Origin of the sequence: Pelomonas nitida, assembly GCF_043555975.1 — a bacterium.
In the GTDB taxonomy this organism is placed as follows: domain Bacteria; phylum Pseudomonadota; class Gammaproteobacteria; order Burkholderiales; family Burkholderiaceae_C; genus Pelomonas; species Pelomonas nitida.
On sequence record NZ_JBIGIA010000002.1, the window covers coordinates 199,070 to 215,119 of the forward strand.

The following is a 16,050-nucleotide window of genomic DNA, read 5'->3' on the forward strand; positions in this document are numbered from 1 at the left end:
CTGAGGCTACTGGACGGCCTGCGCCCGCTCCACCAACCCGTCCACATCCACGAACTTGTCGTAGATCGCCGGGTTGTCGCCGACCGCCAGCGCCTTGAAGTGCGCTCGCCCGCACTCGATCTTGGCGCTCTCGGTGTTCCGCAGGTCGTTGTCGAAGAGGCTGCTCTTGGTCTCAACGACGAAGTAAAGCCGGTCGCCATCGGGCGTCGTCACCAGCACGGCCCAGTCAGGGTTGTAGATACCCAGCGGCGTGGGTACCTTGAACCAGCCTGGCAGCTTGGCGTAGACCTTGATCGCGTCGTTCTTTTCCAGCTGGTCCGCGAAGTCGCGTTCGACCTCGGAGTCGTAGACCACGTGCTGGTAGACCGAGCGCTGGGCGTCCTGCAGCATGTTCTTCAGGTAGCCGGTCAGCTCTTCCTTCTCGAACAGCTCTTGCGCGTAGTACTGGTCGTCGCCGAGTCGCTGGTAGCGGATGCCGTCCACCAGCACGACGCGCTTGCAGCGGTTGATGGCGTCGGCCACGATCTCTATGAACTGCTGCGGGTTGCGCTTGAAGTCGTTGAGGCGATGACTTTCGACCAGGATCCGCGCGATGCTGCGGCGGGTCAGCTGGGTGCGGTTCTGCAGTTCGGTCAGGATGTCGGGCAGCTCGATGTCGCCTTCATCCAGCACGACAACGCTGGCGCCGCCGGTCTCCTGGGCCACGATGCCGGCTTGGCCGATCTCCATGTTGGCCTTGCGCCATTGCAGGCGCACCTTGCTGATGGGCGGCGCAGCGATCACCGCGGCGATGCAGTCGCGGATCAGCTTGTCGTTGTCGAAGTGGACGCGATACGTGGTCTTGAACTTGATGCGGTCCCACAGCGCCTTGAACTCGGGGCTGTCCAGCACTGCACGCCGCACCGGCACCTGGCGGCGTTCGTCGGCGTTCTTGATCTCCAGCTTGCCGGCGACCTTGCGCAGCAGCTCAAGAATCTGAGCGCGCTGGGCTTCCAGCTCGGGGGGCAGCGTCAGGCTGCCTTCCTTGATGGCCTGGCGCAGGCTGTCCTGCACCTTGCCCTTGGCATCGATCAGCCGCTGCGCACGCAGGTGTTCGGCCAGCACCTTGGAGGCGTCGAAGCCCAAAGGCTTCTGCGTGCCGTCCGTCTGCTGGACGGCCACGCCTGCGAAGAGGTGGTCCGGCACCACGCCGAACTGGAAGCCGTCTTCTTCGATCTCCTTCTGCAGGCTGTCGGCGAACTGCTGGTAGCTTTCGTTGGCGATTACCGTCAGCGTGTTCACTTCGAAGCCGCGCAGGCGCTGGCCTTCCTGGTTGACGCACAGCCGCAAGCCGCGGCCGATGGTCTGCCTGCGCCAGCGCTCGGTGGAGCGGGTGCTGAAGTTACAGATCTGGAAGACGTTGGGGTTGTCCCAGCCTTCCTTCAGGGCCGAGTGGCTGAAGATGAACTTCAGCGGCGAGGCGAAGCTGAGCAGCTTTTCCTTGTCACGCATGATGAGGTTGTAGGTGTCATCGTCGGCCGCAGTGCTGCCGCTGGTGTCCTTCACCATCTCCACCGTCTTGCCGCCGACCTTCTTTTTGTCGATCGAGAAGTAGCCGTTGTGCACCTCGTGGGCCGCCGCGCTAAGGTCGACCTCGTTGAACATGCTGCGGTAGTCGGGGTGGCGCGCCCAGCGCTGGTACTCCTCTTCGAAGATCGTGGCATACACGCCCTTCTGTGGATTGCCCTGCTCGTCGTAGACGCGGTACTTGCTCACCTCGTCGATGAAGAACAGGCTCAGCACCTTGACGCCCATAGGGCGCAGGCGCTTCTCCTTGTCCAGGTGCTCCTTGATGGTGCGCCGGATCATCTCGCGCTGCACCGCCAGCGGCTCCACGCCGCCCCAGCTGTCGTCGACGCGCAAGAACTCCTGCCCGCCGGGCAGGTGCAGTTCCATCAGAGCCTCGGTCTTGGGGCTCTTGGTGGCGGCCCGCAGCGTGCCCACGCGCATGTTGGCGTAGACCTCGCGGCCCGTGGTCTGCTCCAGGTCGTCGCCGTCCTGCACCACGACTTCCTTGCGCTGGATGCTGCCGGACTTGCCCAGAACGTCCAGTTCCACCGTGGCAGCTATGACGCCGCGCTTGTTGCTGATGCCCACCAGCTTCACGTAGGGCTTGTTGAAGCCCTGTTCGACAGTGGCCGAGGCCACCTCGATCTGCTTCACCAGCTTCTGCTCGTAGGCGTCCACGGCGTCGAGCCGGTACACCATGTTGTGCTTGTCCACGTGCGTGGCCGAGTAGCGCAGCGTGCACAGTGGGTGCATGCGCGACAGCGCCTTTTTGCCGCGGCCGTCGATGCCGCCGTCCACGCTCTGCGGCTCGTCCACGATCAGGATGGGTCGCGTCGCGCGTACCAGGTCGATGGGCTTCTCACCGCCCGTCTTCTCGCTGGCGCGGTACATGACGTTCTTGCTTTTCTCGCGGCGCAGGGCTTCGTTGGCTTCTTCCAGCGCGGCCTCCTGCTCATCGCCGAACTTGTTGATCGCGCCGACCGTGATCACCATGATCTGCACGTTCGGGCTGGTGGCGAAGTTGCGCACCTTGCTCAGGTTGCCGGAGTCGTACTGGAAGAACTCGTAGCCCTTGGCGCTGGGGTACAGGGTCTCGAAGTGTTCGCGCGTGATCTGCAGCGTCTTGTTGACGCCCTCCTTGATGGCGACCGAGGGCACGACGATCACGAACTTGGTGAAGCCGTAGTTGCGGTTCAGCTCGAAGGCCGTCTTCAGGTAGACGTAGGTCTTGCCGGTACCGGTCTCCATCTCCACCGTGAAATCCGGCGACAGCTTGGTGGACGGTGGCACGCCGTTGCGCAGCTGGACAGAGCGCAGGTTCTCTTCGATCTCCTCGTCCAGCAAGGTCAAGCGGTTGCCGATGCCCCCTTGCTCGGTGGCCAGCATGCCGTCCAGCGAGCCTTGCGTCGCCGCCAGCTCGTCGTAGGTTCGCGCGGCACGCACCGTTACCGTGAACTCGGTGCGGCAGATCTCCTGCCCACGGAACAGGTCGCAGACGGCCTTGATCGCTTCGGACTGGTAGGGGAGATCCGCTTCGAAATGAAGTTTCATTGTTGTTCGACCCGAAGGGCTAATTCTTGCAACCTGACACGAGCCTTCCTAAGGCTAGGCGAGCATTCAGAGGCTCGATGCGGATCCCAGCTGGTCTGCACCCAATTGGCCAGACGGGCGTTGTAGCCAATGCCTTGACTGGCAATAGCGCCTGTCTGTTTGACCAAGTCGGCGCGAACGTCGCGCGAGCCGTGTTTGCTGGCCAATTGAAGTAAGGTGGCCTTGGGGTCGGGCAACTCGTCCGGAGAGGCCGGAAGCCTTCCCCTGTAGCCAAGCAATTCACGCATGGCAACATGGTCGGCCAGCAACCAAGATTCAATCTCCCGGACCGCTACCCGCATCAACAAATCGGCTGGGGGATTGAATGCTCCGCGCCATTGCCGCAACAGCTCAGCTGGGCAGACAAGCCGGTCCAGATCGGTAAGCAGGAAGACCGGCTGATGCTGCGCCATCTGGCACCAATTCGCCATTTTTGATCGCAGGTAGCCAAAGCCGTTCTTACGAAGGGTCTGGGTCACATTCAGCTTAGGCTGAACCTCTGCAGCAAGTCTTCTCGCAACTACCTCGCTCAATTCGTCCTCAGTAGCAATGGCGAGCCCTGCCATCAGAACAACCCCAACTGGTCAACTGTCTCGGGACGCGTCTTCGGCAGCACGACTTCTGCCACCGAAAAGCCCTGCTCCAAAAGTCGGGTCTCCTCCTCGTTGAGCGTACGAGCCTTTGAACCATCCGAGCCGCTCTGTAGCAGCACCACCCCGCGTCCATCGATGCCAGGGTTGCTGAGCAGCGCTTCGCTGTGGGTGCTGACGAATATTTGGCGCCTTACTTTGCGGTCGCGTTGCAGCCGACTCAGAATGAGTGGTATCTGCTTGACAATGGCATCGTTGAGCGAAATTTCGGGCTCTTCCAGTAACAGCAGCGCGTCGCCTTCCTGTAGTGACCACAGCAAGCCCAGGAGGCGCAGCGTACCGTCCGAAAATTGCTCCTCGGATTGCCAGCCGGCATTGGGACGATGATGCGAATAGAGTGCTTCTAGGTGTGGGTGGCCTAAGGCATCCTTCTTGAAGCGCAACTCCTTAAACTGAGGTACTGCCAAGGCCAGTGCCCGGTTAATGCGGGCTAGCCGCGCAGAGCGAGTTCGTTCCGTCGTCTTAGCGACTCGCTCCAGAAAGCCTTGGCCGAAGGGATCATCGTCCAGTCGCTGCCCACCAATCTTGTCGGCAAACTTCAGTAGCTGTGGTACCAGATGTAAGTAGACAGTGGTCCCAAAAAAGTCGGCCAGTTCCCTGAATCGGGCGTTGGCGCCGATTTGCTCTAGGCGCGTTTGCGTCAAAAGCATGACGTCCTGTCGATCGGCCTTGTCGGGCCGCTGAAACAGTCGGGTTCCCCCTTGCCAAACTTCCTCACTGGAGATGAGGATGCGCTGCGCGCCTTTGCCTTCGGGCTTGAAACCCAGTACGTAGCGCCACTCATATGGTTCATCGGGTGATGAGCCCAATTCGACATCGATCTGCACCTCGTTGTCGGTACGCGCATGTAGGCAACGCAGTTTACTGATGCCGCCCCGGTCGGCGATTGCCGTTTGCAGCCCGCCCCCCTTTGCCTTGCTGATGTCGCGTAAGAAGCGGAACACATCCAGGAAATTCGACTTGCCTGAGGCATTGGGGCCAAGCAGGTACGACACCTCTTGCAAGGGCACGTCCAGGGATCGGAAATTTCTCCAGTTCTTCAGCTTCAGTCGAATGATCTGCATGAGACGCTCCGTTTAGAGGCTTCGCACCTTGGCGATGCCGTGCTGTTCGAGGATGGCGGCCAAGTTGGTCTTGGCGACATCGTTCTCGAAAGCGCTGTCGAGGAAGACGCAGGTCACTTCGCCTGCTGGGGTTTGCTCCTTGTGCCATGACACGAGGCCCAACGCTAGTAGCTCGGCATCTGCAACGCTGATGCGCTCGTCGAAGCAGGCGACAAGCACCCCACTGCCGATGCTGTGCACTGTCTTGCCTGCGACTTCACGCACCTGAATGTCCACGCAAAGATCTAATCCCAGTTTTAGTAGCAATTCGGCGAGCAAATCTTCGGTCGTTCGGTTCTCGACCAGATGCTCAATATGGTCGAGTAGTGATGATTCCAGGGTGCTTGGAGCCGAATTCCACCTTCTGATGTTTGAGCTGGCTAAATAGTATTTTCTAAATCCACCATCAAATGTTGCATCTTGGGAGTTTCGAACAATTTCTGCCGATCTCTTTAGCCGGTTTTCAGTGATTTCTGAGATGGTGGCAAACCCCTTGGCTTTCGCCTCACTTTCTTCGGGGCACGGTTCGGGCAGTTGAACGAGAATAAATCGACGCTTTCCACCGTCCATAGCATTCTGGAGCATCACGGCGTGCCCGGTCGCTCCCGAGCCTGCAAAAAAATCCAAGACAATCGAGTCCTTCCTGGTTGCCATAAGCAACATTTGTCGAATTAGCTCAACAGGCTTGGGAGAGTCAAAGACCGCAGCGCCATCGAATATTTCCTTTAAAACGTTCTTAGCGCTTTCATTTGTGCCAACATCCTCGGCAAACCATATCGTTTCCGGGGTTAAGCCACGATCTTTCGCCTCAAGGTATGTCTTAATTCTGGGGACGCCATTGCCGTCACGGCCAAACCATAGCCTGCCATCGTCCGCGGCCTGCTGCATGACACTCTGGGTGTAGAGCCAGCATCTCCCGCTTTCCAACTCATGCTTCATTCCGTTGGGCGCCACGAATGTGTAGAACTGTGACTTGGTGCCATGCCCTGCTTGCGCGGTCGCTGGATCTGATTTCCACAAACCACGGGGATCGTTGTCAGGATTCTTGTAGTTGGCAAGCGCCTTCTCCGACATCGGCAGTTGGCCAATCGCATCTGAAATGAAGCTCTTATCCTTGCAAAATACAATGATGTTGTCGTATCGCGATGAGACCGATTTTCTGTTTTCTCGATTTGTTCTCTTTTCCCAGGCGATGGTTGCTATGTAATTCTCTTCACCAAATACTTCATCACAAACCTTCCGAAGGTTCGCAACCTCTCCCTCATCCATGGAGATAAAAATAACCCCATCTGGTGAGAGTAAATTCCTTGCAAGTGCTAGGCGGGGGCTAATCATGTTTAGCCAGTCAGTATGAAATCGGCCGCTCGCCTCGGTATTGCTGCTGATTTTCCGCCCACCTTCGACCTGGCCTGTCAGCTGCAAATAGTTTTGGATGTTGTCGTGGAAGTTGTCGGGGTAGACGAAGTCCTTCCCGGTGTTGTATGGCGGGTCGATGTAGATCAGCTTGACCTTGCCGGCGTAGCTCTTCTGAAGCAGCTTCAGCACTTCGAGGTTGTCGCCCTCGATCATCAGGTTCTGCGTCGTGTCCCAGTCCACGCTTTCTTCGGGGCAAGGACGGAGCGTGCCCGTGCTGGGCGTTAGGGCCAGCTGGCGAGCCGCCCGCTTGCCATGCCAGTTGAGGCCGTACTTCTCATCTGCGTCGGTCACGGTTGCATCGCCGACCAAGGCCTTGAGCACGTCGATGTTGATGGCCGGCCCGGTTCTTCCATTCGTAGCGCCTTCGGTCACCAGCTCGGGGAACAGGCCCTTCAGCCGGGCCAGGTTGTCGGCCAGGATGTCAGCGCTCTGGCTCTCAGGCATGCCGGGTTCGATCTTTTGGATGGACATGGTTCGTTCTTCTTGGACTTCAGTGTTCTTGGGCTTGACCTACGGCGCCATCGGCGCGGGCGTGGGTCGGCAGGGGCGGCGGCAGATCAGCGGCAAACTCAAGTTGGAGCCTGCTGACGCGCCGCACCATGGGCTGGCTACCAGCCAGTACAGCCAGCATCATGCCAGCCATCAAGAGCAGGCCGTTGCAGTTGCGCAGGGCGCCAATCACCAGCGGCTCGGGAAAGCCGCGCGCATGGCGGTGCAGGGCGTGGATGCCGCCGTGGACAAAGGAGTTCAGTGCCGCGGCGTTGTTGTCCTTGAACGCCTGCAGGCCGAGCAGCGGCTGTGCAGCGGCAGGCTTGTCGGCCAGTTGCTTGAGCATGTCGGCCAGCATCGGCAGCTTGCTGGCCGCCGCTTCGGTCTCCTTCGACAGCGGGGCAGCGAGCTTGTCCACCGCGAGGTCCGTCGCCGCGTAGAGAAGCCACACGGCGCGCGTCAGGGCTTCGTGTTGCAGGCGAAGGAGGCTGAACGCCGCGGTCGGCAGGCCTTGTGCCACCAGAACCCGGAGCGCTCGGCCATGCTCCAGCGCCACGCAGGCGGCGCTGACACTGGCGCTGATGCGTGCCGACCCATCGTAGGGGCGGTACTGCTCGGCGGCGATGGCAGCCATAAGAGCTTCATCCAGCTCATCGGCTCGGGCAAGTGCCTGGCCCAGCGTGTCCAGTGCCATGCTGGCGTCGTGCGGTGCGGGCGCGTCCGTCATGCGGCCTCCCCGGACAGCATGCGCTGCAAGGTCAGCAACTGGCGCTCCGCGGCATGGATCTCTTGGTTCAGTGCCACTTGGCGGGCGATCTGCCTTTCCTTGTCGGCTTGGCTGCGCAGCTGCGCGATCTGCGCCTTCAGCTGGCGGCAGTCCTGCAAGGTGGCGTGCCGTGCCGCTGCTTGTTCGCGCGTCAGGCTGGGCTGGAACCGGCCCGTTTCCTCGGCGATGTCCAGCGCGCTCGCGGTGTCTAGCCAGCCTTGGTAGAGCGCGAACAGGTCGGTCTGGGGCTGCTTGGCCAGCGCCATGGCCGCGTAAAAGGCCTGCCCGCTGCCGGCATCAGGCAGCAGGACAGAAGGAATGGGGCCGTCCAGCACCGTCTTGTCCGCTTCGTTCTGCGACGCGCGGATGTGAGCGAGCGACAGACTGACGCCGAGGTCTGAGCTGGTGGCAAGCAGCATGGGGTAGGGCACGGCACGATGCAGCAGCTCGGCCAGGCGGCCAGGCTTGGTGCCTGGCTTCAGCTTCAGGCTCAGCACCGCCACCTCCAGGTACTCGCGCTGCGCATCCTTGAAGGCCGGCACGCCGATCAGGTGGGGCTTAAGGGATGCCAGCCACTGAACCTCGTCCACCCCGTCTTGCACCTGGCGTTTGTCGGCCGCCGTGGCGGCGCCATGCTCGGCCAGCAGCTTCTTGGGCACGCGCTGGTCTACCCGAGTGGCGTCGGGCAGACCGAGGGCGTCGATCAGTGCATCGGCACTCATGCTGCCGCCGTGCTTGCTGCAGCTCCCGCGGTGGCTGACGAACCCGGCAGGACAACCAGGTAGGCCAGCACTTCGAAGTCGTTCATGCCGGCGAACTCGCCGCGCATGGCATGGGTGCCGCCCGGCGCGAAGAGGCTGGCGACTGCCCGTTCCTCCCCCTTGCCGACGATGGAGCCCACTGCAGCAGCGAGCAGGTCCTGGGCGTGGCGCATATCGGAGAACTGCCGCGTGCTCTTGGCGTGGCGAGCGACGGCGCCGGCATCGGGCAGCTCGCGGCCCATGCTCAGGCGCTTCAGGCGATCCAGCGCGTGCTTGGCCTGGGTGTAGGGCAGCAACACCGTGCCGTGCTCGCCGATGTGCACCAGGTAGATGGGCGCCAGCGGGTAGCTGGGGTCGACGGCCTTCTCGGCCGCGACGCCCTCGGCGCGCAGACAGAAGAGCATGCCGGGCGGGATGTCGGCTTCGTGGGTGGTGGTGACGGCGCATGCACCCAGGGGCATGCTCTCCAGCTTCCCCGGGTGGGCCTTGAGGTAGCGCGCCAGGTCGATGCGGTAGTCGGTGAGGGTCAGGTCGGTGATGGACACGCCGCTGGACAGGTCTTCCAGGTCGATCACGGCGTCTTGCAGCTTCAACAGCTGCTTGCGCCGGTACTCCAGGTCGTTCATCGGGTCGCCGGACTGCTGCTCGATGATGTTCTCTTCACCCGTGGCGGAGACATCCAGCAGCACCATGCGACCGCTGACGCGCTGCTCCAGGCCGATGTACTCCTCCAGCTCCATGTTGGGCCAGAAGTTGACGAGCTGGATGCTGGTGTTGGGCGAGCCCAGGCGGTCGACACGACCGAAGCGCTGAATGATCCGCACCGGGTTCCAGTGGATGTCGTAGTTCACCAGCCAGTCGCAGTCCTGCAGGTTCTGGCCTTCGCTGATGCAGTCGGTGGCGATCAGTAGGTCCAGCTCACCCTCGTGCGCCAGGCTGGCAGGGCGCTCCTTGGACCGGGGGGAGAAGGCGGTGAGGATCGTGGTCAGATCCTTGCGCAGCCCGGGCAGGGTGGACCGGTTCCGCCCCGCGCCCGTGACCAGAGCAGCTTCGACCTGTAGGTGGGTCTTTGCCCAGTCCGCCAGGTGCTCGTACAGGTACTCGGCCGTGTCGGCAAACGCGGTAAAGACGATGACCTTGCGGTTGCCGGCGTTGATGGGGTTGCGCACCTTCTCCGCGATCAGGTCGCGCAGCTTGCCGAGCTTGTCGTCGCGGGCGGCATCGACTTGCAGGGCGGCGGCGTTGAGCGTGGCCAGCCGGTTGCGGTCTTCGGTGAGGTCCTGACGCCAGCGGGCGAGGTCGATGTCGCTGAGCAGCACCTTGACCTTGCGGCCGACCAGCAGGGTTTCGAAGGCGGGATCGTCCACATCGACATCCGCGATGTCGATCTCTTCGAACTCGTCTTCGGCACCGACGCTGCCTGCCTGGTAGGCCTGCAGCCGAGCCAGGGTCTCGTCGACATCCTTGAGCTGTCGGCCCACGGTCAGGGCGAAGGAAAAGACGGAGCTTTCCATCCGCTTGAGCAGGTTGACGCGCATCAGGTGGATCAAGCTCTCTTCGCGGTCGACCTGGCGGAAGATGCTCTCGCCGCCTCGAATGGAGGTGCTGTACTTGGCGTCGTAGCTGGCCAGCTTGTCTTCCTTGACGTAGCGCAGCGGCGCGTAGCTAGCCAGCTTGAGCCGGCGGATCTCGAAGTTGATCTCCTTGATCGACTGGAACTCGCCGGCCTTGTCGACGTCAGCCTTGATGTTGATGGGTGGCAGGCGGCCAGGGAATCGGCCGGTCTCTGCGGTGCCGTAGTACTTCTCGATGTGACGGCGGGAGCGCGCGATGGTCAGGTGGTCCAGCAGCGCGAAGTAGTCGAAGCCCAGCATTTCCACCAGTAGCTGGGGCGTTCGCTCTTCTTCGGGCAGCTCCAGCCACCGGTTGAAGGACTTCTGGGCGCGACGCGTGGTGCTGTCGATGCTGGCGATGCCATGGTCGAAGAAGGCGGTGTCATCGCCCTCGGTGACGAAGGCGATCTGGTTCTTCAGATCGGCCAGGCGGTTGTTGACCGGCGTGGCCGACAACATCAGCACGCGGGTCTTGACGCCCTCGCGAATGATCTTGCGCATCAGCCGGTCGTAGCGCGTCTCAGCGCCTTGCTTCGGGGCCTTCTTGTTGCGGAAGTTGTGGGACTCGTCGATGACGACCAGGTCGTAGTTGCCCCAGTTGATGTGCGCAAGGTCGATGTCACCCGACAGGCCGCCGTCGCGCGACAGGTCGGTGTGGTTCAAGACGTCGTAGTTGAAGCGGTCGGACGCCAGCATGTTGCGCTGGTCGTTGGCCTTGTAGATGGTCCAGTTGTCGCGCAGGCGCTTGGGGCACAACACCAGGACGCGGTCGTTGCGCAGCTCGTGGTACTTGATGATGGCCAGCGCCTCGAAGGTCTTCCCGAGGCCGACGCTGTCGGCAATGATGCAGCCGCCGAAGCGATCCAGCTTGTCGATGGCGCCGACGACGCCGTCGCGCTGGAACTTGTAGAGCTTCTTCCAGACGATGGTGTCGCGTATGCCGGTGGCTGACTTGACGATGCGGTCCTCGTCCATGTCCTGGCTGTCAGCCCTGAACAGGTGGTACAGCATCGCCGTGTAGACGCTCATCGGGTCACGCGCTGCCGCCAGCTCGTCGAGGGCTTGCAGGATTGCAGTCTTCGCGTCAGGTTGCTGGCCGAGGCCCTCCCACTGGAGGTCGAACCACTGGGCCAGCGCCTCGGCTTCCTGGGCTGTCTCGGACGCCTGGATGAAGCTCAGAGGGTTGCCTGGGGTGATGCCGAGGCCATCGGTCGACAGGCCGAAGGACCCGTGCACGGCTTGCCGGGCCTTGCCGTCCGGTCCACGAAGGACCGCGAGGCCTTGGGGGATGGAGCCCGGTGCGCAACGCACTTCAGCCTTGCCGCGAATCCATTCCGCGAACTGCTTGGCGAGGTTCGGCGCCTGCAGCCGATTACGGGCAGGCCGATCGGCAGCGTTGCCTAGGGGGCTGAAGTCGGCCGCATCTGCGGGCACCAGCAGCCGGGCGGCGCTGAGCTTGCTGGCTCCTTCCTGAAGCGCTTCGAACGCGAACAGCGAGCCAGACGCCGTCATCAGGTCGATCTGGTTGCCGGAAACGAGTTCGGGCGAGATAAGGTCTACAACACGGTCAGTACCAGCATTTCGGATCAGCTTCATCGTTTTTTTGCTCCCTGCAGCAATTTAACCGAGGGGGCAAGTGATCCGGCAGCGTGGTTCTGCCTAACTGTGCGGTGCGCGGCTCCGCTTCTAAGTAGATACCCGAGATTTACACAGCGCTGTGCCTGTCTCAGTGAGGCGGGTGAGGCAAGAAGGCGGGTTTACTCCGAGGGCAGACGCTTGATCTCGGCGACGAGCTGGAGCTGCTGCAGGTAGTCGTTGTGGAACCGTGCCAGCCAGCGGACAACGTGCACGTTGTCCAGAAGCGTCTTGATGTGTGCCTTGATGATGGCCAGCTGTAGGGTCAGGTCACCGTAGGTTTCTTCGATCAACTTCGTGTCGGCTTGCATGGCCGCCAGCTCCCGCTGCAGGCGCTGCACCGTTTCCGTGGCGCCCGAGCGCTGGACCTTGGCCTTGGTGTCGGGCGCCAGCTGATCGGGGGGCGTGTGCTGAAGCATGGCTTCCGCAAGCTTGACCGAGTAGTTCTCCAGGCCAACCATGGTTCGGGCCACGTCGATCTGCCGGAACGCGCCCATTTTGCGCAGCACACCGAAGATGGTCCGGCCGGCTGGCTTGTCGGCCAGCAGGCGCACCGCCTCGTCGCAGATGCCGTCGAGCATGCGGAAGCGCTCCTGGATAGACTTCTCCGAGATGTCGAGCGCGGCAGCGAGGCGTTGTACCGACGCGCCGCGCTCAGCCGCGCGGACGATCATCTTGTGCTCTTGCACGACGGAAAGACGGCTGACGCGCTTGTTGTAGGTGTAGCCCTCGTCGTCGGTCGAGATCAGGCAAAGCGCTCGGGCGACGCCGAGCTCCGTCAAAGCCAGGAGTCGGATGTGACCGTCCAGGACCTGGTAGGCGCCTTGGTGGGCAGGATGATGAATGACGACCAGCGGCTCTACGAGGCCGATCTCGGCCAGCGACGACTTGACCTGCTTGTACTTGACGCTGACCTTGATCGTGGCCGGCACGACCCGGCTTGCATGCAGCAGCTCCAGCGGAACTTCCACGCAATCCAGCTCGAATCCGAGGCGAATGGGTTTGGGATTCTTGTCCATCATGCCAGCCCGGATTTCTTGGCCAGCTCGGCCAGCGGCTTGGGCATGTTGGTCAGGCCCTCGGCTTTGAGCAGTTTGCGGAAGTCGGCGTTGCCCAGCAGCTCCTTGAAGATTTGCTGCACGATCAGCAAGGTGGACTGCGTGTGTTCTGCCCGGCGCTGGATGCGCTTGTGCTCGTCCGTGTTGCGCTGGTAAAGCTTCGTCAGCTCTTCCGGGCTCATGCGCTTCGACGGCGAGCCACCTCTGCCGTAGATCTCCGGGCTGTGGCGCTTTCCGCTGCGCGCCCGATGCTCCAGGATGCGTCGCATGACGGCGACCTTGCGACCCTTCAGGTCACCGCGGTTGTAGGCCTCCAGCAGCAGCTCTTGCGCTTCGGCATCGTTGGCGCGTGCTATCTGCACGGCGATGTGGAGCGGGACGTGGCCGGCCTCGGCGGCAGTCAACAGGCGACGCTCACCACGCTCAAGCAGCGCGCCGACGTTGTTGACCCATGAGGCGGTGCAGCCGATCTTCTTGCCGATCTCGGCGTCGGAGTAGCCCTTGGCGCGCAGTGCGCCGACTTGCTCCAGCATCTCGCTGGCCCGTGGGGTGCGGCGCGCGATGTTCTCGACCAGGCTCATGACGTGGCCGGTCTCTTCGTCGGTGTCGACGACCAGAGCGGCGATGAGCTCCTGCCCGAGCGACTTGCAGGACTCCAGCCGGCCCTGTCCGCAGATGAGTGCGTACTTCGGGGCGTCGCCGTCGGTGTCAGGCAAGCGCCGGACCGTGATGGGGCGCTTCAACCCGATCTGGCCGATGTTGTCGGTGATCTCTTGATGCAGCTTGGTGTTGCGAACCCGCGGGTTCGCAACAATCACAGCCTCGATGGGGATCATCTCTACCCGGGCAGACTTGTCCATCATGCAGCCTCCGCGAAGGGAGCCCTGGCGCACAGGGCGTAGAAGTCATCGAGTGCGTCGACCCGGTAAAAGTCAAGCGAGAAGCCGTTGCTTTCCGCTACCGGAAGCTGCGAAGCCGTGAAGTCGACGGCCGGCAAGACGTAGAAGTCGAATGGGTGGCGGTTCGCGTGGTCCATGCGCGTGACGATGGTCACGTCTGGCTCCAGGCTCGTGTCGAGCCGGATTAGCCAGCGGTACTTGCCTGCTGGCGTTGGCTTGCACCGGGCGACGACGATGGACGCGGTGAACTCGTTATTGATTGTGAGGATGTCCGTGTCGGCGTTGGTCTGAACGCTTCCACCGGCAGCGACGATGCCTGCCGACACTTGCTCGACAACGGTGGGGTGGTAGCGGCGCAGAGCCCGGTTGATCTCCAGGTAGGCATAGTCCCGCCGCGGGCTGTAGCCGACCAGGCTGTAGGCGCGGCACAAGCTGCCGAAGCGTGTGCGGTAGCTGGAGCTGGATGGCAGGCCATCTTCTTCGTCGATCAGTACGCCCGACAAGCCCCCGTGCCTCTCCAGCACTTGCCTGAGCAGGGCGAGCATCTGCTCGTCATCGAGGTGACGCGACCGCTGGGAAATGATGGCCTGCGCTTGCCAGAACCGCTCATGGGGAACGATGGCGGTGAAGGCGCCATCTTTACGGATCCACTCGGCCGGCGGGTTCTGCCGGTGTTCAATCTTGAGCTTGAATGAGGTTCGGGCGTAGACGTTGTTGCCGATGTACTTTTCGTTGGTGAGGATCTGATGAACGGTGCCCCGTGTCCAGGGGCGCCCAAGGTCTGTCCTCAGCCCCTGACGGTTGAGTTCGGAAGCGATCACCCGCTCGGGCTTACCGTCGTCCAAGAAGAGCCGGTAAATCTGGTGCACCGTGGCGACTTCGGCTTCCGGTCCAGGGACAAGGAAGACGCGGTCGGTCTGGATACTCTTCTTCTCGCCGCGCGACAGCAGGCCCTTGACGTTGTGGTTCTCGTCGACTAACTGGCGACGCAGCCCGAGGCCAGGGGCGCCGCCTTGCCGGTAGCCTCGCTGCACGAGGTTGCGATGCCCGGCAAACACCTTGACGGATAGCTCCCGACTGTACTCGGCAGCCATGCTCCGTTTCAGACCGACCATCACAGTCGACGACAGCGATCCATCGTTCTTGAACTGCTCGGCGCAGTAGATGATCTTGATCCCGCGCTTCTTGCAGGTCTGCTCATAGACGGCAGCTTCATCAGGGTCGGGGAATCGTCCCCAGCGGCTGATGTCGTAGACCAGCACTGCGGCGAACCCAGGATTCGGTGTTCGGACGTCGTCGAGCAGTTGCTGCAATGCAGGGCGGCCACGAAGGTTGAGGCCGCTTTTTCCGGCGTCCATGTAGGTCCGGACGACCCGCATCTTGTGCAACTCGGCGTAGGCTGCGATCACCTGAGCCTGGTTGTCGGTCGAGTACTTCTGATGCTCCGTCGACATGCGGACGTACTGGGCCACGGGGAGCAAATCGCTCTGGACTGGCCCCTCAGCGGCACCGTCATCCGAACCTACGCTTGAGTATTCCGTCATCGCGTCCCCTCCCAGGCAGACGGTCATCAACAAGCCATCGTTGCCGCGCACCGTGACGTTTTGATGACAGTTGGACCGTGCGAGCAAGTTCTGCACGCTCGACCCGCCCGAAGCTGAGAAGTGCCCTCCCCGCGGCCGGTGGTTCCGCAACGCCTCCCCCCTCTTGCGGGCAACTCATCCTCGAATCAAAAAACTCTCAGACCCATATCACCGTTGTGACCCGTGGGCTGCCGGTTCAACTCTTCCGTCAAGCCCCGCGCGGTTCTCCACATGGCCAGCCCTCTCCTTAAAGAGGGGCTGGCCATTTTGTTTGCATCTTCCCCAAGGAGTCTCCATGCGTCCCTGTCCCTCTCCCCTTGAGAACCTCGCCGCCTTCGCCATCACGTTCTTCTCCGGCGCCCTGTCCGTTCTGGGCCTGGCCGCTTACTTGGAGCGTCAGCGCAAGGGGCATGAGCTTGGACCCCGTTGACCCGTTCGACGGTCCAGACGAGGAGCCGGCGACCCAGCACTTCCGCTGTCACACCGGCGGGGGACATCAGCACGACTCGCCTGCCCCATCCGCCTCCTGCCCCCGATGTGGTTCGTTGCATGCCGAGCCGCATCACGCGGCACGCCGTCTCGCGGCGGCGCTGGGCGCCCTGGCCGGCATGACCACGGGCGCAGTGCGTGTCCTGCAAGTCGCTGGTGCGCTCTCTGCCGGAGCTCGCATCGCCACCATCGGCGCCTGCGCATCGGGACCGATTGCGGGCCTGGTCGCCAGCGCCCTGTCCGCCGCGCTGCTGGAAGGTGCTGCGGGCTGCACGCTGGGTGCCCGCTTCGGCGAAGCCATCGACCGGGCGATTCTCCTGCGCTGCCGCTGCCTGTCCTGCGGTCACACCTTCAACGCGTCAGATCCACCGCAACACTGACGCCTTCCCCCTCAGCTTCCATTCACACCGGGCGCCCGGCGCTGCTGATCCACCAGCGGCTCCCGGCGCC

11 protein-coding genes are annotated in these 16,050 nt (G+C 62.3%); 1 reads left to right on the forward strand and 10 read right to left on the reverse strand.

Translation table 11 applies throughout. From position 1 onward, the window contains the following. Nucleotides 1-6 precede the first annotated feature (6 nt). From ACG00X_RS03395 to ACG00X_RS03440, 10 genes are all read right to left on the reverse strand, one after another. Nucleotides 7-3,099, reverse strand: coding sequence for a type III restriction-modification system endonuclease (locus ACG00X_RS03395; RefSeq protein WP_394486541.1), 3,093 nt, complete (start codon nt 3,097-3,099; stop codon nt 7-9). Further along, entirely contained in the window at nt 3,096-3,704 is a 609-nt protein-coding gene (locus ACG00X_RS03400; protein ID WP_394486542.1) for a hypothetical protein, read from the reverse strand. Before ACG00X_RS03400 ends, ACG00X_RS03395 begins: the two co-directional genes overlap by 4 nt. Next, on the reverse strand, nt 3,704-4,852 hold the full coding sequence (locus ACG00X_RS03405; RefSeq protein ID WP_394486543.1) for an AAA family ATPase: 1,149 nt from the start codon (nt 4,850-4,852) through the stop codon (nt 3,704-3,706). Before ACG00X_RS03405 ends, ACG00X_RS03400 begins: the two co-directional genes overlap by 1 nt. Nucleotides 4,853-4,864: 12 nt before the next feature. Then, on the reverse strand, nt 4,865-6,778 hold the full coding sequence (locus tag ACG00X_RS03410; protein ID WP_394486544.1) for a site-specific DNA-methyltransferase: 1,914 nt from the start codon (nt 6,776-6,778) through the stop codon (nt 4,865-4,867). Between the two features lie 19 nt (nt 6,779-6,797). After that, nucleotides 6,798-7,523: a DUF6988 family protein gene (locus ACG00X_RS03415; protein WP_394486545.1), complete on the reverse strand. Its 726-nt coding sequence runs from the start codon at nt 7,521-7,523 to the stop codon at nt 6,798-6,800. Further along, a complete protein-coding gene (locus tag ACG00X_RS03420) occupies nt 7,520-8,284 on the reverse strand; it encodes a DUF4391 domain-containing protein (protein WP_394486546.1) in 765 nt (254 codons plus the stop codon). The genes ACG00X_RS03415 and ACG00X_RS03420 overlap by 4 nt, the downstream gene beginning before the upstream one ends. Next, nucleotides 8,281-11,532 carry a helicase-related protein gene (locus ACG00X_RS03425; RefSeq protein WP_394486547.1) on the reverse strand — a complete coding sequence of 1,084 codons (3,252 nt, stop codon included), beginning with the start codon at nt 11,530-11,532 and terminating at the stop codon, nt 8,281-8,283. Before ACG00X_RS03425 ends, ACG00X_RS03420 begins: the two co-directional genes overlap by 4 nt. A 161-nt stretch (nt 11,533-11,693) precedes the next feature. Next, on the reverse strand, nt 11,694-12,590 hold the full coding sequence (locus ACG00X_RS03430; RefSeq protein WP_394486548.1) for a plasmid partitioning protein RepB C-terminal domain-containing protein: 897 nt from the start codon (nt 12,588-12,590) through the stop codon (nt 11,694-11,696). Beyond that, nucleotides 12,590-13,489 (reverse strand): plasmid partitioning protein RepB C-terminal domain-containing protein, encoded by a 900-nt coding sequence (locus ACG00X_RS03435; protein ID WP_394486549.1) that lies wholly within the window; start codon nt 13,487-13,489, stop codon nt 12,590-12,592. The genes ACG00X_RS03430 and ACG00X_RS03435 overlap by 1 nt, the downstream gene beginning before the upstream one ends. After that, nucleotides 13,489-15,072: a recombinase family protein gene (locus ACG00X_RS03440; RefSeq protein WP_394486784.1), complete on the reverse strand. Its 1,584-nt coding sequence runs from the start codon at nt 15,070-15,072 to the stop codon at nt 13,489-13,491. Before ACG00X_RS03440 ends, ACG00X_RS03435 begins: the two co-directional genes overlap by 1 nt. 584 nt (nt 15,073-15,656) lie before the next feature. Here ACG00X_RS03440 and ACG00X_RS03445 point away from each other — a divergent pair. Further along, entirely contained in the window at nt 15,657-15,980 is a 324-nt protein-coding gene (locus ACG00X_RS03445) for a hypothetical protein (RefSeq protein WP_394486550.1), read from the forward strand. Nucleotides 15,981-16,050: the final 70 nt, after the last annotated feature.

What these genes read in the sequence shown, in the direction of transcription:
- ACG00X_RS03395 (WP_394486541.1), bottom strand. Translation starts at nt 3,099, where the DNA reads ATGAAACTTCATTTCGAAGCGGATCTCCCCTACCAGTCCGAAGCGATC.
- ACG00X_RS03400 (WP_394486542.1), bottom strand. Translation starts at nt 3,704, where the DNA reads ATGGCAGGGCTCGCCATTGCTACTGAGGACGAATTGAGCGAGGTAGTT.
- ACG00X_RS03405 (WP_394486543.1), bottom strand. Translation starts at nt 4,852, where the DNA reads ATGCAGATCATTCGACTGAAGCTGAAGAACTGGAGAAATTTCCGATCC.
- ACG00X_RS03410 (WP_394486544.1), bottom strand. Translation starts at nt 6,778, where the DNA reads ATGTCCATCCAAAAGATCGAACCCGGCATGCCTGAGAGCCAGAGCGCT.
- ACG00X_RS03415 (WP_394486545.1), bottom strand. Translation starts at nt 7,523, where the DNA reads ATGACGGACGCGCCCGCACCGCACGACGCCAGCATGGCACTGGACACG.
- ACG00X_RS03420 (WP_394486546.1), bottom strand. Translation starts at nt 8,284, where the DNA reads ATGAGTGCCGATGCACTGATCGACGCCCTCGGTCTGCCCGACGCCACT.
- ACG00X_RS03425 (WP_394486547.1), bottom strand. Translation starts at nt 11,532, where the DNA reads ATGAAGCTGATCCGAAATGCTGGTACTGACCGTGTTGTAGACCTTATC.
- ACG00X_RS03430 (WP_394486548.1), bottom strand. Translation starts at nt 12,590, where the DNA reads ATGGACAAGAATCCCAAACCCATTCGCCTCGGATTCGAGCTGGATTGC.
- ACG00X_RS03435 (WP_394486549.1), bottom strand. Translation starts at nt 13,489, where the DNA reads ATGGACAAGTCTGCCCGGGTAGAGATGATCCCCATCGAGGCTGTGATT.
- ACG00X_RS03440 (WP_394486784.1), bottom strand. Translation starts at nt 15,072, where the DNA reads ATGACGGAATACTCAAGCGTAGGTTCGGATGACGGTGCCGCTGAGGGG.